The 24,704-nt window shown below is 57.9% G+C and carries 19 protein-coding genes; 11 read left to right on the top strand and 8 right to left on the bottom strand.

The features are described from left to right. Positions 1–122 precede the first annotated feature (122 nt). From AC0QKW_RS18345 to AC0QKW_RS18335, 3 genes are read left to right on the top strand one after another with little or no spacing between them, the layout of a single operon-like run. Positions 123–1,322 (top strand): MSMEG_0565 family glycosyltransferase, encoded by a 1,200-nt coding sequence (locus AC0QKW_RS18345; protein ID WP_473152534.1) that lies wholly within the window; start codon positions 123–125, stop codon positions 1,320–1,322. A gap of 53 nt (positions 1,323–1,375) precedes the next feature. Further along, positions 1,376–1,975 carry a toll/interleukin-1 receptor domain-containing protein gene (locus tag AC0QKW_RS18340; protein ID WP_473152533.1) on the top strand — a complete coding sequence of 200 codons (600 nt, stop codon included), beginning with the start codon at positions 1,376–1,378 and terminating at the stop codon, positions 1,973–1,975. Further along, positions 1,972–3,432, top strand: coding sequence for a KGGVGR-motif variant AAA ATPase (locus AC0QKW_RS18335; RefSeq protein WP_473152532.1), 1,461 nt, complete (start codon positions 1,972–1,974; stop codon positions 3,430–3,432). Before AC0QKW_RS18340 ends, AC0QKW_RS18335 begins: the two co-directional genes overlap by 4 nt. 16 nt (positions 3,433–3,448) lie before the next feature. Here AC0QKW_RS18335 and AC0QKW_RS18330 read toward each other — a convergent pair whose 3' ends face one another. Continuing rightward, complete coding sequence (locus tag AC0QKW_RS18330) at positions 3,449–4,201, bottom strand: HAD family hydrolase (protein WP_473152531.1); 753 nt, start codon at positions 4,199–4,201, stop codon at positions 3,449–3,451. Between the two features lie 79 nt (positions 4,202–4,280). On the opposite strand from AC0QKW_RS18330, the gene aspS reads away from it, so the two are divergent. Together aspS and AC0QKW_RS18320 are read left to right on the top strand one after the other, a co-directional pair. After that, positions 4,281–6,074, top strand: coding sequence for an aspartate--tRNA ligase (aspS, locus tag AC0QKW_RS18325; RefSeq protein WP_473152530.1), 1,794 nt, complete (start codon positions 4,281–4,283; stop codon positions 6,072–6,074). Positions 6,075–6,140: 66 nt separating this feature from the next. Continuing rightward, positions 6,141–6,704, top strand: coding sequence for a Uma2 family endonuclease (locus AC0QKW_RS18320; protein WP_473152529.1), 564 nt, complete (start codon positions 6,141–6,143; stop codon positions 6,702–6,704). A gap of 12 nt (positions 6,705–6,716) precedes the next feature. Here AC0QKW_RS18320 and AC0QKW_RS18315 read toward each other — a convergent pair whose 3' ends face one another. Then, the gene (locus AC0QKW_RS18315) at positions 6,717–7,274 is read right to left on the bottom strand and encodes a universal stress protein (RefSeq protein WP_473152528.1); all 558 of its coding nucleotides are present in this window, start codon (positions 7,272–7,274) and stop codon (positions 6,717–6,719) included. A gap of 29 nt (positions 7,275–7,303) precedes the next feature. Between AC0QKW_RS18315 and AC0QKW_RS18310 the strand changes: the two genes are divergently transcribed. Both AC0QKW_RS18310 and AC0QKW_RS18305 read left to right on the top strand, forming a co-directional pair. Continuing rightward, on the top strand, positions 7,304–7,882 hold the full coding sequence (locus AC0QKW_RS18310) for a universal stress protein (protein WP_473152527.1): 579 nt from the start codon (positions 7,304–7,306) through the stop codon (positions 7,880–7,882). A 141-nt stretch (positions 7,883–8,023) separates the two neighbouring features. Further along, complete coding sequence (locus AC0QKW_RS18305; RefSeq protein WP_473152526.1) at positions 8,024–9,466, top strand: ammonium transporter; 1,443 nt, start codon at positions 8,024–8,026, stop codon at positions 9,464–9,466. 33 nt (positions 9,467–9,499) lie between these two features. Here AC0QKW_RS18305 and AC0QKW_RS18300 read toward each other — a convergent pair whose 3' ends face one another. After that, positions 9,500–10,192: a GvpL/GvpF family gas vesicle protein gene (locus AC0QKW_RS18300; protein WP_473152525.1), complete on the bottom strand. Its 693-nt coding sequence runs from the start codon at positions 10,190–10,192 to the stop codon at positions 9,500–9,502. 126 nt (positions 10,193–10,318) lie between these two features. On the opposite strand from AC0QKW_RS18300, the gene deoC reads away from it, so the two are divergent. From deoC to AC0QKW_RS18285, 3 genes are all read left to right on the top strand, one after another. Beyond that, positions 10,319–11,011, top strand: coding sequence for a deoxyribose-phosphate aldolase (deoC, locus tag AC0QKW_RS18295; protein ID WP_473152524.1), 693 nt, complete (start codon positions 10,319–10,321; stop codon positions 11,009–11,011). Positions 11,012–11,183: 172 nt separating this feature from the next. Continuing rightward, complete coding sequence (gene nblR, locus AC0QKW_RS18290; protein ID WP_473152523.1) at positions 11,184–11,879, top strand: response regulator transcription factor NblR; 696 nt, start codon at positions 11,184–11,186, stop codon at positions 11,877–11,879. A 66-nt stretch (positions 11,880–11,945) separates the two neighbouring features. Beyond that, a complete protein-coding gene (locus tag AC0QKW_RS18285) occupies positions 11,946–12,536 on the top strand; it encodes a DUF192 domain-containing protein (RefSeq protein WP_473152522.1) in 591 nt (196 codons plus the stop codon). 186 nt (positions 12,537–12,722) lie between these two features. Here AC0QKW_RS18285 and AC0QKW_RS18280 read toward each other — a convergent pair whose 3' ends face one another. From AC0QKW_RS18280 to AC0QKW_RS18260, 5 genes are all read right to left on the bottom strand, one after another. Next, on the bottom strand, positions 12,723–17,087 hold the full coding sequence (locus AC0QKW_RS18280; protein WP_473152521.1) for a response regulator: 4,365 nt from the start codon (positions 17,085–17,087) through the stop codon (positions 12,723–12,725). A 64-nt stretch (positions 17,088–17,151) separates the two neighbouring features. Further along, the gene (locus AC0QKW_RS18275) at positions 17,152–19,788 is read right to left on the bottom strand and encodes a methyl-accepting chemotaxis protein (RefSeq protein ID WP_473152520.1); all 2,637 of its coding nucleotides are present in this window, start codon (positions 19,786–19,788) and stop codon (positions 17,152–17,154) included. 52 nt (positions 19,789–19,840) lie between these two features. Continuing rightward, entirely contained in the window at positions 19,841–20,371 is a 531-nt protein-coding gene (locus AC0QKW_RS18270; RefSeq protein ID WP_473152519.1) for a chemotaxis protein CheW, read from the bottom strand. A 16-nt stretch (positions 20,372–20,387) separates the two neighbouring features. Beyond that, entirely contained in the window at positions 20,388–20,753 is a 366-nt protein-coding gene (locus tag AC0QKW_RS18265; protein ID WP_473152518.1) for a response regulator transcription factor, read from the bottom strand. A gap of 315 nt (positions 20,754–21,068) precedes the next feature. Next, on the bottom strand, positions 21,069–22,337 hold the full coding sequence (locus AC0QKW_RS18260) for a response regulator (protein ID WP_473152517.1): 1,269 nt from the start codon (positions 22,335–22,337) through the stop codon (positions 21,069–21,071). 573 nt (positions 22,338–22,910) lie between these two features. Between AC0QKW_RS18260 and hmpF the strand changes: the two genes are divergently transcribed. Then, the gene (hmpF, locus tag AC0QKW_RS18255; RefSeq protein ID WP_473152516.1) at positions 22,911–24,659 is read left to right on the top strand and encodes a pilus motility taxis protein HmpF; all 1,749 of its coding nucleotides are present in this window, start codon (positions 22,911–22,913) and stop codon (positions 24,657–24,659) included. The last annotated feature ends 45 nt before the right edge of the window (positions 24,660–24,704 follow it).

Raw genomic sequence — 24,704 nt, 5'->3', positions numbered from 1 at the left:
GGGGTTAAGGTTTCCCCACCTTGACGTTAATGTTTGAGAAGCCTCTTCCCGCCATCCATCCAAAATCTAAAACCAGGACAGACCTCCGTATCTGCCTCTGCCCTCATCTCCTTCAACCATCCATGGGTCGACCCCTTACCATTGCCCTGTTGACTTACTCCACCAAGCTGCGGGGTAGTGTTGTTCATACGCTAGAGTTGGCTACAGCCCTGACTGGGCTTGGCTACGACGTCTGCGTCTATGCACTCGACAAAGACGGGCAGGGCTTTGAGCGATCGACCGCCGCTCGGGTGCAGCTGGTACCAGCCCAGCCGGTGCCAGCCGATCGCCCTGGAAATGACGCCACAGACGCTCTGATTCGCCAGCGCATTCAAGAATTTGTCGACTATTTTCTGGCCCATCCCGAAGTCAGCCACGATATCTACCACGCCCAAGACTGTATCGGTGCCAACGCTCTGGTGCACCTGAAGGCGGTGGGGCGAGTGAGTCGCGTTGTGCGTACCGTGCACCACGTTGAAGACTACGCCAGTATCTACCTTCAGCAATGCCAGGAAAAATCGATTCGTACGCCCGATCTATGTCTGTGTGTGAGCGATCGCTGGCAGATGGCCCTTCGCGACGAGTACGGCATCGCTGCCCCCATGGTGGTCAACGGCGTCGACCTCCAGCGTTTCTCGCCAACCCCCTCAGGCCAGGAAGAAGGGATCAAATCTCGCTACAGCCTGACCGGCTCCCCCATCTTTCTCACAGTGGGCGGCATCGAGCCCAGGAAGAATTCAATTCGCCTATTGGCGGCCTTTGCTCGGGTGCTCACGACCTATCCCCAGGCGCAGCTCGTGATTGCGGGCGGGGCCACCCTGTTTGACTACGAACCCTACCGCCAAGACTTTCTGGCCCTGGCGAAGAATCTGGAACAGATCCACGGGCCGCTCATCGGTACCTCGGTTCTACTGCCAGGAGTGATTCCCGATGACGAGTTGCCTGTGCTGTACCGCGCCGCCGATGTGTTTTGCTTTCCCTCGACCAAAGAGGGGTGGGGGCTGGTAGTGATGGAGGCGCTCGCCTCTGGCCTGCCGGTGATCACCGGTAACCAGCCGCCCTTTACCGAATTTCTCACCCCCGATCAGGCGCTGCTGGTGGATGTAGAGTCTGTGGAGGCGATCGCCGCCGCCATGGTCACAGCACTGAGTCCGGCAGTTTCGCGCGCGCTGGTTGCCAACAGCCAGGCTATTTTGCCCCGCTACACCTGGCAGCACTCCGCCCAGCTTCACCTCCAGCAATATCAGCGGCTGTGTGGTCAGGTTGGGGGCGAATCGGTCTAGGCTGGCCCTCGGGCAACGATATAGAATGAGGTGCCTACGCCACCCTCGCCGCCATGCCCGACGACTATACCTACGATGTCTTTTTGAGCTATCGGCGGGCTAATCCGGTAGGAGATTGGGTACACAACCACTTTCATCCCCTGTTGGCAGAGTGGTTGCCCCAGGTAATGCCGCGCGACCCCAAGCTGTTTATCGACACCCGGAGCATTGAGACAGCAGACGATTGGCCGCTAAAACTGCAACAGGCCCTGCGGGGATCGCGCTGCGTGGTGGCGGTCTGGTCAGCCGATTACTTTCGTTCACCCTGGTGTGTAGCCGAGTGGCAGAGTATGCTAAAGCGAGAGGAGCAACTGGGCTATAGAACTCAGGATCGTACTAGAGGATTAGTCTATCCTGTGGTTTTTTTCGATGGGGAGCATTTTCCTCCGGAGGCAAAACGCACCCAAAGCAGAGACCTGCGTCGCTGGAGCAATCCCGATCGCAGTTTTCGCGATACCCAAGACTTTTTGGGGTTTACCCAGGAAATCAAGACCATTGCTGGCGAGATCTGGACAATAGTTGACCAGGCACCGCCCTGGCAGCCCGACTGGCCTATTATCATTCCCGATCAGCAAGATGAGACCGTTTCTGTTACCTTGCCGAGGCTGCAATGACTGAGGGAAGCGTCGTCACATTCTATTCCTACAAAGGGGGCGTTGGTCGCACCTTCGCCATGGCTAGCATTGGAGCTTCGTTGGCCAAGTGGGGCTACCGAGTCCTCTGCATTGATTGGGACTTAGAGGCCCCTGGCCTTCAGCTTTATTTCTCCCGCTGGATACAAAACCCCAACCAGCCGGGGCTCACCGAACTGATTCAAGCCTACGTCGGTGGTGCGCCTTGCGCTTGGCGTGATTTCGTCACCGAGGTGCGCTTTCCCGACGCCCGCGAACCGCTAATGTTCATGCCCGCTGGTCGGCAAGATGACACCTACGTGAAGCGTATGCAGGCGCTCAATTGGTCTGATCTGTATGAGTCCTATGACTTCGGCAATTTTTTAGAAGCTAGGCGCAAAGAATGGAAGCAGGAATTTGATTTTATATTAATTGATAGCCGCACCGGCATTACCGATATCGGTGGTATTTGTACCGTTCAACTGCCAGATTTCTTGGTGCTGTTATTCACAGCTAATCACCAAAATCTGGATGGAGCCTACAACGTCATTAACTTAGCCCGTAAGCAGCGCAACTATTTGCCTTTTGATCGCGCTAAGCTGCTGGTTTTGCCGGTGGTGACTCGCTTTGAGGGCCGAGTCGAATATGAGACTGCCCAAGAGTGGCTCGACATTATTAACCAAAAACTAGAACCGCTGTTTTTAGATTGGAGCGATCGCCAGATCAGCTCCTCTGACCTGCTGAACTTTACCCGGCTGCCCTACGTGCCCTACTGGAGCTTTGGGGAGCGTATTCCGGTGCTCGAAGAAGATACCAAAGACCCCGAAAGCGCAGCCTATGCCCTAGAAACTCTGGCAGCTTTGATTGCTTTACGCCTGGGCAATACGGCAACGCTGATGTCGGGTCGTGATCAGCTCGTGGCTAAGGCCAAACGTGGCCCTGTTCGTCAGTTGGTCGAGCCTGAAGCTGACGTTTGGCGCAGCACCACCTCGGGGGTCAAGCTATTTTTAAGTTATTCTCTCGAAGATCAGCATTTTGCTAACGAGCTGATGAAGCATCTCACCCTGCTGCAACGCCAGGGAGTGCTAGATGTTTTCTATGATCGCGAAATTAGAACCGGCTCTGAGTGGGCTAACGAAATCAGCATTGCCCTGGAAGAGGCGCAGATCATTTTGCTGCTGATTAGCGCCGATTTTCTGGCCTCAGACTATGCCTACGATCTGGAGGTTAGGCGCGCCATCGCTAAACACGAAAATCGCGAGGCAATTGTGATTCCGGTGGTGGTGCGGCCTGTAGACTTTAAAGAATCGCCCTTCGACAAAATGCAGGTCTTACCTAGAGATGGCCGCCCCATTGCCCAATGGCCCAGCCAGGATGAGGCATGGCTAGATGTGGTCAGTGGTATTCGCAACGCTATTGCTCAGTTGCAGCCTGAGGTGGCTGCTCTCTCTAGGCGCTAGGGTGGAGGCTAAGGCATCAGTCGTTACCCCAGGTGAGATCATTCCAGGTGGCTAATACCAGGCTGGCGCCAGGAACGGGCGATCGCCCCCACCGCTCCGATACCGAGATAAACCCTGCTGCACCGGCTTGTTCTGTCAGGGCAAAATCGGCCCAGCTATCGCCCACGATCAGGGTACGTGCTACAGAAACCTGGAGGCGATCGCACACCTCCCCTAATAGGGTTGGGTCGGGCTTAGGCGGCTCCCCCGATGCGGTGCCCCGCCCCACCTGCACCCAGGGCGTTAAATCGTAGTAGGTCAGAAATTCTTCAACGTAGGCGGGGCTATCGGACGACAGCACGCCAATTTTGAGCGGGCTGTGGTGCAGCCGCTCCAGCATCGTGGCGGTGCCCTCAAAGGGTGGTGTGTAGGCGGCTTTACCGTTGCGGGCAGTGTTTACGGCCTCAAAACACTCTGCTACCAGACCCGTCACCTTTTCCGGGGCGTACCCCGCCTGTACGAGCACCGCTACGGCTCCCTCTCGATTGGCCTCGCGGGTGCCCGCCGCCATCAGGCCATCGGGGTCAATGGTGGTGGCCGAAACGCCAAAGCAGTCTAGCAAGGCTTGAACCACGGCATCCCCAGCACCGACGGCGGCGGCACAGGCCTCGGCGCGGGCGATCGCTGTGCGCTGCAATAGCCTCCGGGAGTCGGCCAGGGTGCCGTCTTTGTCAAAGACGATCGCCTCTATATCGGCAATGAGATACTGCCCGCAGCGGATTTGCACCATACAAAAAATTTCGTTTCCAGCTCACCCACTATCCTAGATAATGGGAAGGTTTTGAAATTTGAAATAGAAGCAGCTCACTATGCGCACCCACTACTGCGGCACCCTGCGGGCCAGCGACATTGGCAGCACCGTTACCCTGTTCGGCTGGGTCGATCGCCGCCGCGACCATGGGGGCGTCATCTTTATCGATCTGCGCGATCGCACTGGGGTAGTGCAAATCGTCAGTGACCCTGAGCGCACCCCCGCCTCCTATCCCCAGGCCGATCCGCTGCGCAACGAGTACGTGGTCAAAATCCAGGGCCGGGTCAGCCAGCGCCAGGAGGGGGCGATCAACCCCAAGCTGCCCACCGGGGAAGTGGAGATCTATGCCGACACCATCGAGCTGCTGAACGCGGTGCGCAAGCCCCTGCCCTTCCAGGTGTCCACTGCCGACTCTGAGAACGTGCGTGAAGACCTGCGGCTGCGCTATCGGTATCTGGATCTGCGGCGCGATCGCATGGCCCAGAACCTGCGCATTCGCCACGAAGTCACCAAGGCCATTCGCCGCTTCCTCGAAGACCAGGAGGGTTTCTACGAGGTCGAAACCCCCATTCTCACCCGCTCCACCCCGGAGGGCGCGCGGGATTATCTCGTCCCGTCACGGGTCAATCCTGGCGAGTTCTACGCATTGCCCCAGTCGCCCCAGCTGTTTAAGCAGCTACTGATGGTGTCAGGGGTCGATCGCTATTATCAGATCGCCCGCTGCTTTCGCGACGAGGATTTGCGGGCCGATCGCCAGCCCGAGTTCACCCAGCTCGACATGGAAATGAGCTTCATGACCCAGGACGAAATCCTGGCGTTGAACGAAGCCCTAGTCGCCCATATCTTTAAGGAAGTCAAAGGCGTTGAAGTTCCCCGCCCCTTCCCCCGGCTGACCTACGCCGAGGCTATGGATCGCTACGGCTGCGACAAGCCCGACACCCGCTACGGCCTGGAGCTGGTAGATGTGTCTGACCTGGTACGCGACTGCGGTTTTAAGGTATTTTCTGGCGCGATCGCCGACGGCGGCATCGTCAAGGTGCTGCCCATCCCCAACGGCAACGACCAGATCTCCAACGTGCGAATTAAGCCGGGCGGCGATGTGTTCAAAATCGCGGCGGATGCTGGGGCCAAGGGCCTGGCCTACGTGCGGGTGCGGGCCGATGGTGCAGTGGATACGATTGGGGCCATCAAAGACAACCTCAACGCCGACCAAATGGCGGAGCTGCTGAGCCGCACCAACGCCACCGAGGGCACACTGCTGCTGTTTGGGGCGGGGCCGACTGATATTGTGAATGCCACCCTGGATCGGGTGCGGCAAGCGATCGCCCGCGAGATGAACCTGATCCCCGAGGGCATCTACAACCTGCTGTGGGTCACCGATTTTCCTATGTTTGAGTGGAACGCTGACCAGCAGCGGCTCGAAGCCCTGCACCACCCCTTCACCGCGCCCAACCCCGACGATATTGGCGATCTCAAGACTGCCCGGGCGATCGCCTACGACATCGTGCTCAACGGCTACGAGATCGGCGGCGGCAGCCTGCGTATCTACCAGCCCGAGGTGCAGAGCCAGGTGTTTGAAACCATTGGCCTCAGCGAAGACCAGGCCCGCGACAAGTTTGGTTTTTTGCTCGAAGCTTTTGAGTACGGCACCCCACCCCACGGCGGCATCGCCTACGGGCTCGATCGCATCGTCATGCTGCTGGCGGGCGAAGAATCTATTCGGGATGCGATCGCCTTCCCCAAAACCCAGCAGGCCCGCTGCCTGCTCACCCAGGCCCCCTCGACGGTGGACGAGGCCCAGCTCAAAGAGCTGCACGTCGCCTCTACCTACGAGCCAGACGCAGACGAGTAGAATTTGGGTTAGGGTGATGGCCCATATCAATGGTGGGCAGTGCCCACCCTATACCTGGAGTTGCTGATGGTTGCTACGAAGCTCTCTCTGGCCGATTTTCTGAGCCTGGATCCAGGCCCAGAAAATCGCTGTGAATTTGTCAATGGGGAGATCGTGGAGATGCCGCCAGAGAGCGAAGAGAATGTGGTAATCGGCGGCTATTTAGTAGCCCAATTCTTGAAAATATTGCCCTTTGAGCGAGTGCGGCAGGGTAAAACTGAGCTAGTCGTTGCCGGGCGAGTGCGGATTCCAGATTTTATGGTGCTCAGCGCAGAGCTGGTGACGGCTTTAGATGGTCGTTCCCGCAGCACCATTACCGAGGACATGCCCGCACCGCTGCTGGTCGTTGAGGTAGTTTCCCCCGGCAAGGTCAACGAAGACCGCGACTATCGCTACAAGCGATCGGAGTATGCGGCGCGGGGCATTCCCGAATACTGGATTGTTGACCCGTCCAGAGCCACAGTGACGGTGCTAACGCTGATGGATGGGCTGTATGAAGTCCAAGAGCTACAGGACAATGCAGTGTTGCAATCACCCCAGTTCCCGTCGTTGAGCCTGACCGTGGCCAAGGTACTATCTCCCAAGGGTTAAACACCCGGTAAACTATCTGTCCTTGTCACTGTTGCCTTGCACCACCAAGACTGAGCAGGGAGCATGGTGCATCACGTAGTTGCTCACACTGCCTAAGAGGGCGGCCTTGAGCCCCCGGCGGCCCCGGCGACCGATCAAAATCAAATCGGCGGGCCAGGTTTCGGCGACATGGCAAATTTGTGGGCCAGCATCGCCGCCGCGCCAGTCCCAGGTGGTGTCGACGCCGGCTGTGGTGGCCTGGTGTTCTAGGGCGGTGAGCCATTGGCGGGTTTGCTCTAGGGTGCCGTCGAGCTGCTGCTGAGCGATCGCCATCGACTCTTTAATGCCATCGCGGTAGCGATCGCCAAAGTCGAGTTGGGTCGGCAACGGCAGCGCCAGGCAGTGAAGAATTCTCAGATGGGCCTGGTGGGCTTTGGCCATGTCGATGGCCATGTTGACCACTGGCTCGGCCAATTCAGACTGGTCGACCGCGATCAAAATTCGCTGGTACTGGGCCATAGAGTACTGCCGCGCTTTCACTAGGTGGGTTAAACCATAATTACCACTAATGGCGCTGTAGGGCGTAGCCATAGGTTACGAGAACGTTGCGATCGCCCCGGATGCCTCCCTTCCTTGGCACACTAGACCTCAGCGAGGCCGATGTTGGCTGCGATCGCTGCATTTTATTCATCTATAAAAAGGCAAGACCGATGTTTCACCGCATACTTGTGGCGATCGATGGTGAACCGACCGTGACCCATCAGGTGTTATCTGAAGCCCGGGCGATCGCTCAAGCCAGCGGTGCCGCCCTCAACATCATGCAGGTGCTGCCTCCATTCAACGCCATTCCCGCAGCATCAATACCGATGACGGGCACCTTTAGCCGCGTCGATACGGGGGCGGTAACCGCCTATATCGAGCTCTGGCAACAGCAAGAGCAAGCGATCCATACCCGCCTACAGACCCTGGTCACTGAGCTCGAAGGCGATGGTTTGACCGCTGAAGCGACCTTCGCTACCGGTGAGCCAGGCCGTGAAATTTGCACCGCTGCCAAAGACTGGGATGCCGATTTGATCGTGCTCGGACGGCGGGGGCTGGGCGGGTTTGGGCAACTGCTGTTGGGGAGCGTCAGTAGCTATGTTATGCATCGGGCCGCCTGCGCTGTGTTGATTGTGCAGGGAGAAGCCCCAGGTCAGTGAGGCGGGTATCACCCTGGTGTCGCCTTTCCAGGCCAGCCTGGACTATCAGTTTGCCCCTGGTATAAAAATCTGCGCCATGAACGGTATTTCATGGCAACCTATGGGCTTATAGAGAGAGTCCATTGGAGCCGTGTGGTCGTTATGTCGCAGCAACAAATAGCCGTTAGTCAGCGATGGCACCCCCTCAGCCAGCCGGGGGGGCGCTGGCGCTACATTCCCTGGGTCAGCCTTGGTGTCCTAGCCCTACTGTGCCCTGCGGCTCTGGCCCAGGGGGCCGAGGCTGCCGATCTGCAGGTGGCGCTAGATACGGTTTGGGTGCTGGTAGCAGGGTTTCTGGTGTTCTTTATGAATGCCGGGTTTTGCATGCTGGAAACTGGCTTCTGCCGCAGCAAAAACGCCGTCAACCTGCTGGCTAAAAACCTGATTGTGTTTGGCCTATCGACTCTGGCCTTTTGGGTGGTGGGCTTTGGCCTCATGTTTGGCGACGGCAACCCGCTGTTTGGGTTTTCGGGCTTTTTGCTTCAGGGGGCCGACAATAGCCCGGCGATCGGGGAGGCCTACCAGGGCACTTTTAGCGCCCTCAACTGGGCCGGAGTGCCGCTAGAAGCTAAGTTTTTCTTTCAGCTAGCCTTTGCCGGTACCGCTGCGACCATTGTGTCGGGGGCGGTGGCCGAGCGGATCAAGTTTCTGGCGTTCTTTATTTTTAGTCTGCTGTTGGTGGGCATCTCATACCCCATCACTGGCCACTGGGTGTGGGGCGGCGGCATGCTCTCAGGGCTGGGCTTTTACGACTTTGCTGGGTCTACGGTGGTGCACTCTGTGGGCGGTTGGGCAGCCTTGATTGGGGCGATTTTGCTGGGGCCCAGGCGGGGACGGTTTCAGGCTCGTCCGGTGGCGATGCCGGGGCACAACCTGAGTATTTCGGCCCTGGGCTGCCTGATTCTCTGGCTGGGCTGGTTTGGCTTTAACCCTGGGTCGACCATGGCCGCCGACCCCTTTGCGATCAGCCACATAGTCGTGACTACAAACATCGCCGCTGCCCTGGGGGGGCTAGCCGCTACCGTCACCTCGTGGATTTACCTCAGCAAGCCTGATTTGTCGATGATTATCAACGGCGTGCTGGCCGGGCTGGTGGCGGTGACCGCTAGCTGCGCCTACGTCAATTTGGGCAGTGCGGCGCTGATTGGGCTGGTGGCTGGGGTGGTCGTAGTTTTCTCCGTCACGGTGTTGGACTCGCTCAAAATTGATGATCCGGTGGGTGCGGTGTCGGTGCATCTGGTGTGTGGGGTGTGGGGCACCCTGGCCCTGGGTCTGTTTAGCGCCCCGCCGGGGGTTTATCGCTGGTATGGCGAGGCCGATGGCCCTCTGGCCGGACTGTTTATGGGGGGAGGTATTCAACAACTGCTGGTGCAGCTGTTGGGCATTGCGGCGGTGGGGGCATTTACGGTGGTCTTTAGCCTGGTGTGCTGGCTACTGCTGCGGGCCACCATCGGCATTCGCGTCAGCGACGCAGAAGAAATTCAGGGGCTTGACCTGGGCGAACACTCGATGGAGGCCTATCCCGAATTTCAGGTGGGGCCTTAGGCAGAGTCAGGGGGTAGGTCGTGGGGAGATGGACTAGACAAAGTGGTAGGGGGGAAGCGGTTCACTGATCAGGATTTGCCAGTGGACGAGCTGCGATCGCACCTCGTCCATCCACTGCTCTAGGCTGTCTTGCCCACGGTCTACCAAAATATAGATTCGCGCTTCCCCGGCGGGGGCCTCGGTCTCGATGCAGTCGCTGTAGGTGTCCGAGATAGCGTCTAAGATCTGGCCCAGCTCTAGCTGCTGCTGCTCTTGGGCATCGCCTTGGTCTTGAAGGCGTTGTTTTTTGGCCAAAAAATAGTCGCGCCCGGCTAGCCCCTCGGGCAGGGGAGGCAGGTCTATTGACCGGGCGATGAGCTTGATCTGGTACTCGACTTTGGGTGCCAAAATGTTGAGTTTGGCGGTGTAGTCGGCTTTTTGGCTGGCTAGGTGAGCCTTGAGATGCTCGATCGAGGCGATCTGGGTACCAAACCGCAGGGGTAGCAGTGGTGTCTGCTGAAATAGCTCGCAGATGACGCGATCGTGACTGAGCACAGCGTTGAGCAGCTGAGGTTCGTCGGTTTGCACGCTTTCTAAATCGATGCCGGTTTCGATCAGAGCAGCAATGCCGTCAACGGCGATCAGCTGGGTGGGCTCGGCCAGCCCCTGGGGCAAGGGCAGCGGCTGCAAGGGGGTGGGGCAAATGCTGTAGAGATAAATCGGCCCTGAAGTCAGATCTGAAGCCACGATGCTAAACGCCCTCTAAATGCGCCACAGTGCGATCTCACTCTAGCGGAACTTGGCATAACCCAGTCTGACGCTGGGGCTCATTAACTGCCAAACTAAGGGTTGGCAACTCACAGCGGTGACCCTATGGCTCGACGACCCACGGCAGACGATGGCATCGATCTGGCCCCCTACATTGACCATTCATTGCTCAGCCCGATCGCTACCTCAGAGCAGGTAGCCCAGTGGTCTGCAGAGTGCGATCGCTACGGGTTTGCGGCCCTGTGCATAGCCCCTAGCCACGTAGCCGAGGCGGTCGATCGACTGCACAACACCAAGGTCAAAGTCTGTACCGTGATTGGCTTCCCCACTGGGGCCACCACTTCTACCACCAAGCTCTATGAGGCTCAAGAAGCCGCCGAACGCGGAGCTGATGAGCTCGATGTAGTGATCAACCTGGGCTGGCTCAAGGAAGGCAACACCGAGGCCATCCACCGCGAGATTGCCACCATCTGCGAAGAGACCGGCCTGTTGGTCAAAGCCATTCTCGAAACCGCTGTGCTCAGCCCCGCCGAGATCGCCCTCGCCGCCGAGGTCTGTATGGATGCTGGCGTCTCATTTTTAAAAACCAGCACCGGCTGGCAGGGCGGGGCCACCGTCGCAGTAGTGCAGCAACTGTGGGAACTCACCCAGGGACGGGTGGGTATTAAGGCCAGCGGCGGTATCGGTACAGCAGCCCAGGCCGTGGCCCTGATCCAGGCTGGTGCTACTCGCCTGGGCACCTCTCGGGGGCCAGAGCTGATGCGCCAGCAAAAAGAAGAGCCGGTGTCACCCGACTAGGCTGGCTTCAGCGTGGGGCGATCGCACAGACGCAAACCTTTCGGCCAAAGGATTTTCCGAAAAAATTCCCGGTCGGGTGCCGCGCTATAATCGCGGTACTTTGGGGGTTATCTCTCCAAGGCATCAACTCGGCGATCTTTCGCAGCAACTCCCTAGGCGTTGAGACCACTCTATGGGCACACCCACCGTCGATCAGAGCGGCCACATCTTACTCGTCGGCACCAACGAAGGCCAAACCCGGCAGATGGCCCTCGACCTGCAAGAGGCTGGCTATCATGCTGTGGTCGCTACCAGCGCTAAAGCTGGGCTGGCCTTGACCAATGAGAGCACCCCCGCCCTGATTGTGGTCGATCGCCTTCTAGGCAGTGAGTCGGGCCTCACCCTATGTCAAACCCTGCGCAATCAGGGAGTCAAAACTCCCATTCTGCTGCTCATGGCCAAAGACAGCCTCGAAGACCGGGTAGCCTGCCTAGAGTGCGGCGCTGACGACTACTTTCTTAAGCCCTACCGGGCCGATGCCTTCTTAAAAATTGTGCAGCTTTACCTACAGGCTACCCCCGGCGAGGTCGAAAGCCTGCGGTTTGGCGATCTTACCCTCGATCTTGAGAGCCGTCATGCCCTGCGGGGCGATCGCGTCATCGATCTCACCATGAAAGAATTTGAGCTGCTCAAGTACCTCATGGAGCACCCCCGCGAGGTGCTGCCTCGGGAGCAAATTCTTGAGAATGTCTGGGGCTACGACTTTCTCGGTGAGTCGAATGTAATTGAGGTGTACGTGCGCTATCTGCGCCTCAAAATCGACGGTGAAGACGACAAACGCCTGATTCAAACCGTGCGCGGGGTGGGCTACGTGCTGCGCGAAAGCTAGAGGTGCAAAAGCTAGAATAGAGCCTGCCCGCCGGGGCCATTACCTCCACTCTTTCCAGCCTTCGCAATGACCTACCCTTCTCCTTTCCTTATTAATCGTCGGTTGGGCCTCTGGCTCAGAGGGCACCTGTTGCTTGGTCTAGTGGCCGGGGCTCTAGTGTTTGGGGTGGGGTGTGGGCCGATTCCCGACCCAGCGTCTCCGACGGCTAGTGATGACTCAGCCCCACCGGTTACGACTCCCGCCGATGTGCCCATGGCCGACCCCCGCGCCCAGCAGTTGCCGATCACGGCGGTGACCACCTTGGGTGGTGAAGAGATTTTTCTCGAAGTAGCGACAACTCCTCAGCAGCAGTCCCTCGGGCTGATGTACCGCGATGCTCTACCCGCCGATCGCGGCATGTTGTTTCCCCTGGGGCGTCCCCGCCCGGTCAGCTTTTGGATGAAAAACGTGCCGGTGCCGCTGGACATGGTGTTTGTCTACCAGGGTACCATTCAGGCGATCGCCGCCGATGTGCCCCCCTGTCTCGCCGAACCCTGTCCCACCTATGGCCCCGACGGCCAGCTCGTCGATCAAGTGATTGAGCTCCGGGCTGGGCGATCGACAGAGCTGGGCTTAGCGGTGGGCGATGCCGTCATCGTTAGGCCTTTAGATCCTTAGGGCACCTTCCAAGCCATCCCCGCTCCTCTGACTCCTGGGGATTAGGAGTCAGACTAAATCCTCCTTGGCTACCCCCGACTCAGCAGGGCAAACAACCGTTTCCCCCTACGGTTCGGCCTTTTGGCAATCGGGGTTATGTGACTCGGATTTGGTATCAGAGGGGCGGGGTTGGCCCTGGGTTACGGGCTACTCAGTCAGCTTCGGGGCTCGTTTGGCGATCATATTCTCACCCTTGAGCATGCGCTGGGCGGCATCCAGCAGCATTTCTTCCAGGTAGGGCTTGGTAAAGTAGCCTTTAGCGCCCAGGTCTACGGCCATTTGTCGGTGGCGATCGGCGCCCCGCGATGTCAGCATGGCGATGGGAATCTGGCTGAGATCCTCGTCTTTTTGAATGCGTGACAGCAGCTCTAGACCATCCATGCGGGGCATTTCAATGTCGCAGAAGACCAGGTCGCAGGGCAGGCCAGACCGCAGTTTCTCCCAGGCTTCTTGGCCATCGCGGGCCTGTTCGACTCGGTAGCCCACCTTGTTGAAACTCATCGACAGCAGCTCACGTACCGTAATCGAGTCGTCAACAATCAGCACGGTTGGATCGTTTTGGGCGATCGCCTCCTCGGGTTCATCCGCCGCCGTCTTCGTCCACAGCGAGGTCGAGACATCACGGCGCACGCGACCGCTGGCCAGATCGATCAGCTCTAGCACATCGGCGATAGGCATGACCCGACCGTCGCCCAGCACCGTCGCCCCGGCAACGCCCATGGGCTTGGGCACCGGCCCCTCTAGCTGCTTAATGACAATCTCTTGTTCGCCAATGACCTGGTCAACCTGGAGGGCGATGAAGGCACTGGCGCTGCGCAGCACCACGATAGAAACCACCCCCTCATCCTGAGGCCCGCCGTAGACTCGACCTCGGCCCAGGCTACGGTTGAAGTGCAGCAGATCTCCTAGAGGCCGGAAGGGCAGCAGCGTATCGCGCCAAAGGATGCAAGCGTGCCCCTGGGCATCGGTTTGAATGCGCTCCTTAGGGACGTCGAACATATCTTCGACCCCGTCCATGGGGAAGGCAATGCGAGCTTGGTTGTTGACGCAGCTCAGGGCCTTGGTAATGCTCAGGGTCAGAGGCAGGCGAATGGTGAAACTGGTGCCCTTGCCCACCTCAGACTCAATCGTGATCGAGCCGCGAATGTCGGCTAGGGCTGTGCGCACGACATCCATACCCACGCCGCGCCCAGAGAAGCTATCGGCTTGCTCTCGGGTGCTAAAGCCTGGCAAAAACAGCAGGTCATAGACTTCAAGTTCGGTCATAGTCTGGGCTTCGGCCGGGGTGATCAGCCCCTGCTTAAGAGCCTTAGCCTTGACCACTGCCGGGTTGATGCCGCCGCCGTTGTCGGCGATGTAGATGACGGTCTGGTTGCCCTGGTAAAAGGCCCGCACCGTGATCGTGCCCTCCCGAGGTTTGCCCGTGGCCAGGCGCTCCTCAGGTGACTCGATACCGTGGGTAATGGCATTGTTGACCAGGTGGGTCATCGGGTCGTAGAGGCGCTCAAGAATCATTTTGTCGATTAGGGTGTCGCGCCCTTCGACCACCAGTGTTGCCTCTTTGCCACACTGGAGCGAAATGTCGCGCACGGCCCGAGGCAGTCGATCGGCAGTTTGGCCAAAAGCCACCATGCGGGCCTTATTGAGCCCTTCCTGGAGCTGGGTGGTCACCTGACGAAACTGCCGAGCGATTTGGTCGGTGGAGTCGATGGTGAACTCAATGTCCGACGATGCCTCCCGCACCCGCACAATCAGTTCGATCATCTCCTGGGATAGGGTGTGGAAGCCGGTGAAGCGATCCATCTCTAGGGCGTCAAAGGTAGCGCCGGTGGCGTGGCTGCTGCCACCGCGATCGGCACCGCGTAGGGCAAAGGCCTGGCGGTTGGCAATCAGGGAGCTTTCGAGCAGCGATCGCTCGTAGAGATCGCGCATGCGCTGGCCCACATCGTTGAGTTGAGACACCTGGTGCAGCAAATTGTCGAGAAACTGCCGCAGTCGCTCCTGATCCTGCTCTAGGGAGTTGCGGTTGACCACTAGCTCGCCCACCAGGTTGCTGAGGGTGTCGAGGTGGCCCACCGAAACCCGCATGGTTTGGTCAGCGGTGCTGCTGGCGCGGCGCGGCGATCGCCGCGCCGTGGGCATGGCTGACCGGCGACCACTGAGGCTCGGGGCTGAGCCCCCCAGTTGATCGGCTTCTTCGAGCAATTTTTCGAGATCGCCAAAGCCGTCTTCATCGCCCTCTAAGGGTTGAGCCCCATTGGCAGGGAGAGATTGCTCGTCACCCCTGGTATCTAGAGCGGCAGGCTCTCTGCCATTGGAGACGCTAGCCACTTCCGGGGGGGCATCCTCCAGCAGGTCTTCGCCTAGCAGGGCTTCTAGCTCGTCAAAGCCATCGTCACCAAGGTCGGGGGATGGCGCAGCAACCTCCGGGCGATCGACAGCGGGGAAATTGTCATCGAACCCCCTGTCCGCCGTGGCAGGAGCTTCTGCTGGTGCTAGGTCGAGATCTGCCTCAAAAAATAGATCGGCACTAGCGGTAGCTGGGGGCTCTGAGACATCGGCAAGATTGGCCATCTCCCCAAAATCGACCAGATTGTCCACGGCGGCAATCGGGGCGTCAGCATCAACAATGCCATCATCCCAGGAGAAATCATCAAAGTCGAAGGCGTCAGGGATAGCGCCAGCGACCGGTGCTGGTGAGTCAAGATCGGCCGGGGCGAGGTCTAAATCGGCGGCGGCGGTCAGGGGCGAGGCAAATCCGTTGTCGGTCAGAGCCAAATCCCCGAAGGGATCGTCCTCTTGCCCACTGTCAAAGTTGAACTCGGGCATCGTTTGAGCATCATCATCGTCAATTGGCCCATGCTCTACGGAGTCAAAAAAGTCTTCTAACTCTTCGCCAAAGCCAGTCTTAGGCCCTTGAGCAGCAGTAGAGTGATCGAAGGCAAAAAAATCATCCCCAGCAGTGTCTGCTGGTCCGATCGCAACCTCGGGGGCAGCTGCTGACTCAGTGAGAAAATCATCTAAGGCATCGGCTACGGCGGTAGAGGCAGGCGATGGGGCAGAGTCTTCTGGCAGGTCTACTAGAGGTTCTGTTGTGGGCTCGGTGAAAGAGTCTGGCTCTAGGGAGGGGGAGGCATCAAGGTCATAGCCAAACAGGCTGGCCATGTCATCGATTTCGCTTGCCTCCATCTCGCTTGCTCCCAGGGCGCTAGCACTGCTGTCATCCAGCAGCAGGTCGGCAAATTCTGCATCCGTAGCGTCGGAGGTGTCATCTAATCCCAGGTCAGCCAGCGACACCTCAGGAAGATCGTCGTCTTCCCACATCTCGGTCAGCCCCTCAGCGTCAACCTCAAAGAGATCTGCCAAGCTGTTTAGTTCCGCTGCCCCTACTGCAGGGCCACCGGTACTCTGCCCCTGCAACGTCGCTGGTCGAGGCTTTAGTGGTGCATCCCATGACTCCAGCACCGGCTCTAGAGCAGTATCGGTAATGTTGTCAGAAGCATCTAAATCGAGCTGATCGAGCCAGTCATTTTCGATCAGGGCTAGATCGGCAGCGTCACCCTCTTCAGCCGTGGCAAAGAGATTGGCCAAGTCTTCTGCGGCACTGCCTTCGTTGAGGGCCTCGGCCAGCAGATCGTCCAGGCTGGAGTCATCTTCGCCGCCCACGGCCAGTTCGACAGCGGGGGCGGGCAAAAGATTTTGCAGATCAGCGGAGGCGCATACCTGGTCAAGGGTTCCTGCTAGTATCTGGCCTTGAGCCTGTTTCAGGTCTTTAATCACGACCGGGGCCAGGGTTCGGTAGGTCTGATCGGGGTTGGCGATCGCCTGTTCCACGTTCTGGGTTAAGGCACACCATTGCTCGAGTTCAAACTGCTCGCCCAGGCTGTGCAATCGCTGACACAAGCGGCTCAGCTCTTGACGCGACAGGGCGCTATCAGGCTGCTTAAAAGTAGTCAGCATATCTCGCAGCAGCACCGGTATATCGCTGCGAAAAACTAGCTGTAGAGCGCTGGTTTCGGGGTGAACGCTGGCGGCGACCGGTCTTGGGGCGGAGGCTGCCGCCGGGGTCGGGGCTGGAGCGGCGGGAGCCGCCGCCATCAGCCCATTGATATGGGACTCCGCTTGGACAAACATAGGCTCCAGTTGAGCCATGATTTCTTGAGCCTGGTCGTCGGTGAGGCCAAAGGGGCTCTGAAGCTGCTCTAGCTGCTCCTGTAGGCCGTCAAAAATTTGCAGAAGAGTACTTTCTAAGCTGCGATCGGGCTGCAACTTAGCCTCTTTCATGATTTTGAAAAAATCTTCCATCCGATGAGAGGTGCGGGAGATGCTGTTGAGTCCCAGCATGGCGGCTCCGCCCTTCACCGAGTGAGCCGCCCGAAAGACCTCGTTCATCATCTCAGGGTCTTCGACGGTGTTCCCCAGATTCAGCAACCCCTGCTCAATGGTGTTGAGGTGATCCTTGGCTTCTTCGATGAAGTAACCCAAGATTCGTTTTTGATCTTCAGGTGACATGTCGATTCCCCTCTTAACGCTTCCGTACCCGTATTGGCTTACTCCCGTCGGCTCATCACCGCCCCTACACCTCTGACTTGTTGACCTTAAAGCGCTCCACCGAGGTGAGCAGATCGCGGGCAACTCCCACCAGGTTCTGCAATGACCCTGACACCCGCTGGGCCTCCTGGGAGGTCTCCTGGGCGGTGAGTTCAACCGACTGCATTACCTGGGCTACGGCGCGGGAGGTCTCGGTCTGCTCGACGGTGTCGGCGGTAATCGATCGCACCAGCACGTCGATCCGGTTAGATACCTGAATGATGTCTTCGAGCGATCGCTTCGCCTGTTCCGCCAGGCGGGTGCCCTCGATCACCTGCTGGGTACCCTCTTCCATGGCGGTCATCACCCCGCCGGTCTCACTTTGAATTTGCAGCACGATCTGCTCAATCTCTTTCGAGGCCTTGGCCGCCCGGTCGGCCAGCTGCCGCACCTCGTCAGCCACAATCGCAAAGCCTCGGCCCGCTTCCCCGGCTCGGGCCGCCTCAATACTGGCGTTGAGGGCTAGCAGGTTGGTGCGGGAGGCAATCTGCGAAATCAACGCCACAATCTTCGAAATTTCCTGGGAAGATTCCGCCAGGCGCTTTACCTTGCGCGTGGTCTCTGCCACCGTTTCGCGAATCTCCAGAATGCCCGCCACCGTGCGCTCTACCGACTCGCCGCCCTTCAAGGCGGTAGACGATGCCGTGCGCGCCACTTCCTCAGCCTCGCGGGCGCTCTCGGCCACCCGCTGAATCGAGTCAGTCATCACCTGCACCGAGTTCAGGGTCACGGCCAGTTCCTCAGCCTGACGCAGGGCATCTGCCGACAGACTGCGGGCAAAGATCTCGTTTTCGGTCGAGCCTTTACTCACCTGGCGGGCCGCCACACTCACCTGCTCCACAATCTCCCGCAGGTTTTGAATGGTGAGGTTAAAGGAGTCGGCCACAGCCCCCAGCACGTCAGCAGTCACCTCCGCCTGCACCGTTAGGTCGCCCCGAGCCGCCCCTTCCACGTCGTCTAGTAGACGAATCACCTGACGCTGCAAGTCTTCTTTTGCTTGCTCCTGTTCCTGAGCTTTACGCTGAGCCTCGCTGGTGGTGGTGAGAATGACCCGCGACATCTTGTTAAAACTGCTGGCTAAATGGCCAAACTCATCTTCGGTAAACACCGTGGCTCGGGCCGACAAATTGCCCTGAATCACGGTATTTAACTGGGCCTGCAGGTCTTCGACGCTGCGTCTCATCTGACGATGAGACAACCGCCCAACCACCAGAGCAGAGCCAAACCCTGCCACACCGCCGGCCACAGCCATAGCCGCATGGACGGCCTTGGGCATCGATCGCCCCGGTTGTAGATTTGAGGCGGCAAAGTTGACGACCCCAACCGCCAGGGTCGAGGCTACACCAGCGGCGATCGCCACAATCATTTCTTTGGTTGGCAGCGGGGCATTGTCCAAGAAGGCAAGCCAGTGTTGATCAGCGACGGCCTCAACCCCCAGGTCATCGCCCTGACTAAAGACTGGTAAGCTCTCCGCAGCCCCGGCAATGCTGAAGATATCGTCGTCGCTGATTACCGCCTGGTCACCGGCATCGCCCAGATCAAAGGTTGAAGAGCCAATGATAAAACTGCTGTTATCGTCGGTAGAACTGAGCCCCGAGGTACCCACCGATGGGGTTGTAAAACCGGCTGAGCTATCGGATAGCTCAAAGTCGGGGAGATTGCCCAGATCGTCAAAGTCACTAAACTCGTCTAAAAAATCGACATTACTGCTGGGCTGAGCGCTGGCTTCTAAACCTGAGCTATAGCCATTGTCATAGGCGTCGTAGCCCGAGCTGCTGCCACTATCGCCAGCGGTATCTAGGTCGTCGTCGAGCAGATCGGGCTCTGGGGCAAACACCGTCATGTCGTCACCGCCGTCGTCGGCGGGGGGCCAGCCCTGGTTGACCATATCGATATCGTCGTAGGCTCCAGCTCCAAAAGGATCGTCGCCAACACCGACTTCTAAGGAGTCAAGAGAGGCGTCATCATCGAAGGTGATATCGTCTACATCACCACCCTCAGCCCAGTTTTGATTCCCCAAGGAGAGCGACCTCATGTCAGACCCTGAGGAGGGGGTAGCAAAAGGATCATCGCCATCCGCGACAAAGGGATCGCCCGCAAACGGGTCACTGCCAAAGGGATCGGCGGCAAATGAGTCGCCCATTTCGAGATCATTTACCCCTGAGAGGGGCAACTCATCGTGCTCACCATCATCGAGGCTAAAGTCACTCAGATCGAGGGGGTCGACCGCACGGTTGGCTCCAAAGCTACTCTCTAACCCCCTGCTTTCTAACCCCATAGACAGCGAAGCGTTGGCATCAAAGAACGTGTCTCCGGCATCGGCATCTACCTCGACCGCCGTCCCTGAGATGAACTGATTGGCATAGTCTAGGCCGTTGCTGGCATAGTCGACATACTCAGGCTCTGAGGTGAGGTCAAGCACGGTACTGTACTGGGCGGCGGCCACGTCGTAGCGTTGCAGTCCGTAGCAGTAGATATGGCCTCGCAGCAGCAGGACGCTGGGGTCATCGGGATAATCATCAGCGAGCTGATCGATAACCGCTGCCGCCTCGGGGTAGTTGCCCTGAACGTAGGCCTTTTCCGCTTTTTGGTAGGCCTGAGAGTAATCGATGCTGGAAGCCATGGTCTTCTCCTGCCGGTGCAAGTGTCCTAAAAGGGTGGAAAGGGGCTCTGCCCTAGGTGGCCCAGCGGGCCGAGCGAATTACCGCAACGTGGTCAAGCAGCCTGAGGGTCTTGTTCTCTTCAGAGTCAAGCACCCATTCACCGCGCAAAAACGGAGCCATGGTGTCTGGGCTGGTGTCAGAGGCCCGAGTCTTGTCGGGGCTGAGCCAGCGAGTGCCGACAATTCGGTTAACGGCCAAGCCTAACATAGTTCCCTGATCTTCGATGGCGATTACTGAGATCTCGGGCCGGTCGGTGTTGAGTACTGAGGAGTAGCCGAGAAATTGCCCCAGGTCGGCCACCCACACCACCCGTCCCTGCTCGTTGAGGGTACCCAACAATAGGTGCGACACGTTGGGGATGGGGGTGATGCGATCGGGAGGTTGCTCAATGATGCGGCGAATGCCGGTAGCAGGCAGAGCAAACTCGTCTTCAGCGGTGACAAAAAAACGCAGGAAGAGCTCACCATCGGGCGTCTCTAGCTCTTGCAGTTCTGGATCTTGGTCTTGCCCAGTCTGGGTGAGAAAGTCAGGATTACCTACCATAAGCCCTATATAAAAACTATCCCCTGAGTAACTGCTTCACCGTGCCCATCAGCTCAGTGGGCTGAAACGGTTTGGCAATGTAAGCGTCTGCGCCCTGTTTCATGCCCCAGTAGCGATCAAATTCTTCGCCTTTGGAGGAGCACATCACGACTGGCATGTTCTGGGTGGCGGGGTCGGCTTTGATCCGGCGGCATAGTTCGTAGCCATTCATGTGGGGCATAACGATGTCGAGTACTACCATATCTGGCCGCTGGTTTTTAATTTGCTCAAGCGCTTCTAGGCCATCGCTGGCAACAGTGACGCTCAGCCCCATACCTCGCAATAGTTCGGTAATCATCTCCCGTTGAGGAATGCTGTCCTCCACCACTAAAACTGTGCCCATGGGTTGCTTTAAATAGCCTCCTGAGGTGGCCATACGTTGAGTGTTGCCAGGCGGCTATCGATCGCTTGCGCTGGTCAATATGACCGATGGCAAGGAGGCTAGCGTTCTAACGTTCTGCTTAGGAAGGGCAGAGGTTGCGGCTCCAAATTTTGTGCTCCGTCTGTGGTCTTAAAGTACCCCCAAACATCAGCAACACTTTAGGTTTAGACAAATTAATCAACCCAGTTGTTTAGATTATGGCGAATCTTATCGAAATTGATGCAAAAACCCTGGTGAAACTAAGGAATGTTACCAGGTTGCCGTTACCGCCTGGGGTTATCGGCTGAGGGGGGCTTCGCTAAAGTCAATATCGAACTCGTCTTCGATCGCCTCGGCGAGTAGGGTGTCGGGGCGAGGTCGATCGCGATCGCCAGGGCCAACATATTTTTCGACCAGGGCCAGCAGTTCGCCAGAGCCAAAGGGCTTGGTCAGGTAGTCGGTGGCTCCGACCATTCTGGCCTTGACTCGATCGAGAAAGCCATCTTTGCCCGTGAGCATAACAATAGGGGTTTGGCGAAAGGCACTAGAGTGTCTCAGCATGGCGCACAGCTCGTAGCCGTCGAGCTCGGGCATGGTGATATCGCAGAGAATCAGGTTGGGTTGTAGCTGAAACAGCAGCCCCAAAGCCTTGAGCGGGTTGCCGATCGAAGTGGCCTCGTAGCCCTGCCCGTCGAGAATGCGTTCTACAGCCTGGCGCACCGTAGCACTATCGTCGACACAGACAATGCGGGGCAGCCGCTCGGGATCGGGGCGGGGGGTGGTCGGGGTGGGGTGGTCGGTGTCGGGGCTGTAGACCAGGCTAATCTGCCCCTGCTGAATGGCGGGCACGAGGCTGCGGGCGACGCTCAACAGATCGCGGCTGAGATAGCGAGCGATGCGGCGAATTGAGGTCTTGCCGTCCATCCAGGTCACCATGCGCTGGTAGCCCTGGTCAGATACGCCAGCTCGAAATGCCTCGGGTGCCAGCAACACCGGACACTGATCGGGAGACTGTAAATGGGGATGAAGCTGGTGCCAGGCTTGAATTTGCTGAGTCAAGCCCGCCACCAGATCGCCGATGGGGTGGGTCATGAGCTGGGGGCTGAGGGCCGAGCTGAGCTGAAAGACAAAGGCCCCGTGGTGCAAACTGAGCAGATCAAACAGGGTCTCATGCACCATGTGGCTGAGAATGCTGCGTCCTTGGTCTGGAGTAATTTGATGCTGCTCTAGCAGTGCCCAGAGGGTGCCGTACTCCAAGGAGTTAAACGCGGCGATCGCAGCAGTGGTGCTGGGGTCGGGCAGACCCTGATCGAGCCCATAGCGATGCAGGTGGTCACGCAGTCGATCAAGGCGGTTGTCGGTGGTGCCAGCGTAGACCAACTGGCCATTGGCCACAAACATAATCCAGGAGGGAGGGTCAGGGTTATGCAGAAAGCCCTCATTGGGCTGCCCTGTTTGAGAGCTAGAGCTGCCATAGCTCTCCAAATAGAGTTCGCCAGTGCGCTGTCCCAGCTCAATCAGCTGCAAAATACTGCGGATATCAATTTCTGATAAGTAACCCTGCATGAGGCAACCCAACCATGGGAACAGCACCTGTACTAACAGGCCAGTTGTAGCAGCGGAGTCAAGCTCAGCCTGTCCAATGAGAATGCCCTAGAGGGCAAGTTTTTGCACGTTTAGCTCGATGAGATTGCCTCGTTGGCTTGGCGCTGGCCTATAGATGCTGAGCTATACATTGCAGCATCTATGCCGGAACCGATAACTCTATATCCACATCTACTACCCTGGGTAATCTCTATACGACGGCGGTTGTCTAGGCTTCTAGTATAGAGTCCTTTCTAAGAGATGCTGATCGCCACTGCGATCGCCTCAGCCAAGCCAATGCCGTGTTCTCGATCGGGGTTTAGGGGGCATCCTGGTTAAGATAGTGAGAGATCAGAGTATACATTCCCCAGCGATGAGTTCTCTGAGCTACGGTTGGAGTGAAAAAGGTCATAGTGACACAATGCCCCATTCGCCTAGTGCCGGGTGAGCCATTCCCCAGAGTTTCGTTATGCTGTCAAGATTGATAACGTCTAAATTGCTTTCTATTTGCCTAACCCACTAGAGTTGCCATTCTAAGCCACAAGGATCACCAGCGTGCTGTACCTAGCAGAAGTGCAAAAAAAGACCGGATTTATCGGCAGCGGCAAGCCAGAGTTTAAGCTGCTTGCCTGTCAGCGCAGCGAACATAGCTGGAGCACGGTCACCGGAGAAGAGACTCTGGTCGCCCCAGACGATGCCTCCTACAACGCTGGTGCCTTAGTGATGGTAGAGGTCAGCAACAACCGCCAGATACAGCGTCACTATGAGGCTGGCCGTACTCTGACCAGCATTCTGCAAAACTTCTCAAACCTGAGCAAAAAATCCAAAACCCAAGAAGAAGAAATTGAGCAATGGAAGCAGTCTCTGACCTTTCAGAGTCAAGAGCTCAACCGCCGGGAGCTAGAACTAGAAACTCGCCAAGAGCAGGTAGAGCAAGCTGAAGCCGACGTTGAACGAATTGATGCCCAGCGTCAAGAGCTCGATCAGCTGCGCCAAACCCTTGAACAGCAGCAGGAAGAACTTAACCGCAAAAACCAGGATTTAGAAGGTGCCTGGGCCCACCTCAACGGTGAAATGCGCCGCTTAGAAGAAAGGCGGGCGGAGGGGGGCGACTCTGGCTTAGACCCAGCTCAGATCGCTACTCTACAGGCTGCTCTCAGCCGCTTAACCGAGGCCGTTGTTCCTGTCGAAGCTCTGCGCGACCCCCTCAACAACGCCAATGACGGGCTCAGCTATCACCAAAATTTGCTGGGGGACTATCGCCAATCTCTCGAAAGCCAGCGTCAAGAGCTCGATCAACGGCAGCAGGATCTCAATCAGCAGGCTAATCAGCTCGATCAACGTTGGGCTGACTGGCATCAGGCTGAGGCAGCCCTAGGGGCCAAGCGGGAAGACCTCAAGCTGCGTCAGCAGTCTCTCAAGACTCAGCAGGAGCAAGTTCAAGCTCTCTCGATTACCCTGCAAACCCAGACCAACCTCCACCAGCAAATCTACGACCTGCTCAACACCACCGATAAAGTGCGCCTGAGCAAAAAAGTGGATGTGGCTGTCCTAGAGGCTATGGACTTAGATCATCTCCAAACCCTGGTAGGTGATCTCGAAAAAGACCTGGAGAAAATGTCGCGCTTTGTCTCAGATCAAGAAGAAGAGTTGGGTCTAGAGCTGCAGGTGGTCAATGAGGTCAAAGACAAGATTGAGCAGGCCAGTGAGTTTGAGCGCCTCCAGCTAGAGACAGAGCTAGCCGAAGAGCAAGACCGCTACGACATGCTCAACGAAACTCTGGTCGGACAGCGACGCAACCTGCTCGAACGGGGAGAAGTGTTGACCCAGCACCAGGCCGTACTACGGCGGCGCCAGGGGCTAGCCGTAGAAGAATCGGTGGCCGCCATGGTCAATCTAGAACCTCTTTTAGAATCGGTCGACGGTCAACGTCAGCAGACCACTGAGGCCATTCAAGCTCTTGAGACAGAGATCAAACAGACCCAGGAAGGGGTCAGTCAGCTCAAGCGCGATATCGAGAGTGCGGAGGCAGCCCTAACGGCCCAACGTACTGAGGTAGAGACTTTTGAAAGCCAGATCCGTCAGCAGCAGCAAGACCTAGCCGCTCTGATGGGTAAACTGGCAGTCTGCGAAGAGTTGCTGAACCCGGCTCAGGAGAGCATTCACGGGCTACGACAGTCGCTGGATGGGTTGGCCGGTGGGGTGACTAAGCTCCAGGAAGTCAACGATTACCAGCTTCAGGCGATCGCCGAGCTGCGTCAAACCGTAGAGAGTGTTGCAACCCCTCAGATGGCTGCATCTTAGGGTTAGCCTCAGACTTGAGCCGTAGATTTAGATGCTGGGCTGGAG

The sequence above is a fragment of the Pseudanabaena sp. PCC 9330 genome, from assembly GCF_055795045.1.
Note: the sequence above shows the minus strand (reverse complement) of the source record. Positions and strands in the feature narration are given on the sequence as shown.

Bases quoted from the DNA above. Each gene is read 5' to 3' on its own strand.
- AC0QKW_RS18345 (WP_473152534.1), top strand. From the start codon at position 123: ATGGGTCGACCCCTTACCATTGCCCTGTTGACTTACTCCACCAAGCTG.
- AC0QKW_RS18340 (WP_473152533.1), top strand. From the start codon at position 1,376: ATGCCCGACGACTATACCTACGATGTCTTTTTGAGCTATCGGCGGGCT.
- AC0QKW_RS18335 (WP_473152532.1), top strand. From the start codon at position 1,972: ATGACTGAGGGAAGCGTCGTCACATTCTATTCCTACAAAGGGGGCGTT.
- AC0QKW_RS18330 (WP_473152531.1), bottom strand. From the start codon at position 4,201: ATGGTGCAAATCCGCTGCGGGCAGTATCTCATTGCCGATATAGAGGCG.
- aspS (WP_473152530.1), top strand. From the start codon at position 4,281: ATGCGCACCCACTACTGCGGCACCCTGCGGGCCAGCGACATTGGCAGC.
- AC0QKW_RS18320 (WP_473152529.1), top strand. From the start codon at position 6,141: ATGGTTGCTACGAAGCTCTCTCTGGCCGATTTTCTGAGCCTGGATCCA.
- AC0QKW_RS18315 (WP_473152528.1), bottom strand. From the start codon at position 7,274: ATGGCTACGCCCTACAGCGCCATTAGTGGTAATTATGGTTTAACCCAC.
- AC0QKW_RS18310 (WP_473152527.1), top strand. From the start codon at position 7,304: ATGCCTCCCTTCCTTGGCACACTAGACCTCAGCGAGGCCGATGTTGGC.
- AC0QKW_RS18305 (WP_473152526.1), top strand. From the start codon at position 8,024: ATGTCGCAGCAACAAATAGCCGTTAGTCAGCGATGGCACCCCCTCAGC.
- deoC (WP_473152524.1), top strand. From the start codon at position 10,319: ATGGCTCGACGACCCACGGCAGACGATGGCATCGATCTGGCCCCCTAC.
- nblR (WP_473152523.1), top strand. From the start codon at position 11,184: ATGGGCACACCCACCGTCGATCAGAGCGGCCACATCTTACTCGTCGGC.
- AC0QKW_RS18285 (WP_473152522.1), top strand. From the start codon at position 11,946: ATGACCTACCCTTCTCCTTTCCTTATTAATCGTCGGTTGGGCCTCTGG.
- AC0QKW_RS18280 (WP_473152521.1), bottom strand. From the start codon at position 17,087: ATGTCACCTGAAGATCAAAAACGAATCTTGGGTTACTTCATCGAAGAA.
- AC0QKW_RS18275 (WP_473152520.1), bottom strand. From the start codon at position 19,788: ATGGCTTCCAGCATCGATTACTCTCAGGCCTACCAAAAAGCGGAAAAG.
- AC0QKW_RS18270 (WP_473152519.1), bottom strand. From the start codon at position 20,371: ATGGTAGGTAATCCTGACTTTCTCACCCAGACTGGGCAAGACCAAGAT.
- AC0QKW_RS18265 (WP_473152518.1), bottom strand. From the start codon at position 20,753: ATGGGCACAGTTTTAGTGGTGGAGGACAGCATTCCTCAACGGGAGATG.
- AC0QKW_RS18260 (WP_473152517.1), bottom strand. From the start codon at position 22,337: ATGCAGGGTTACTTATCAGAAATTGATATCCGCAGTATTTTGCAGCTG.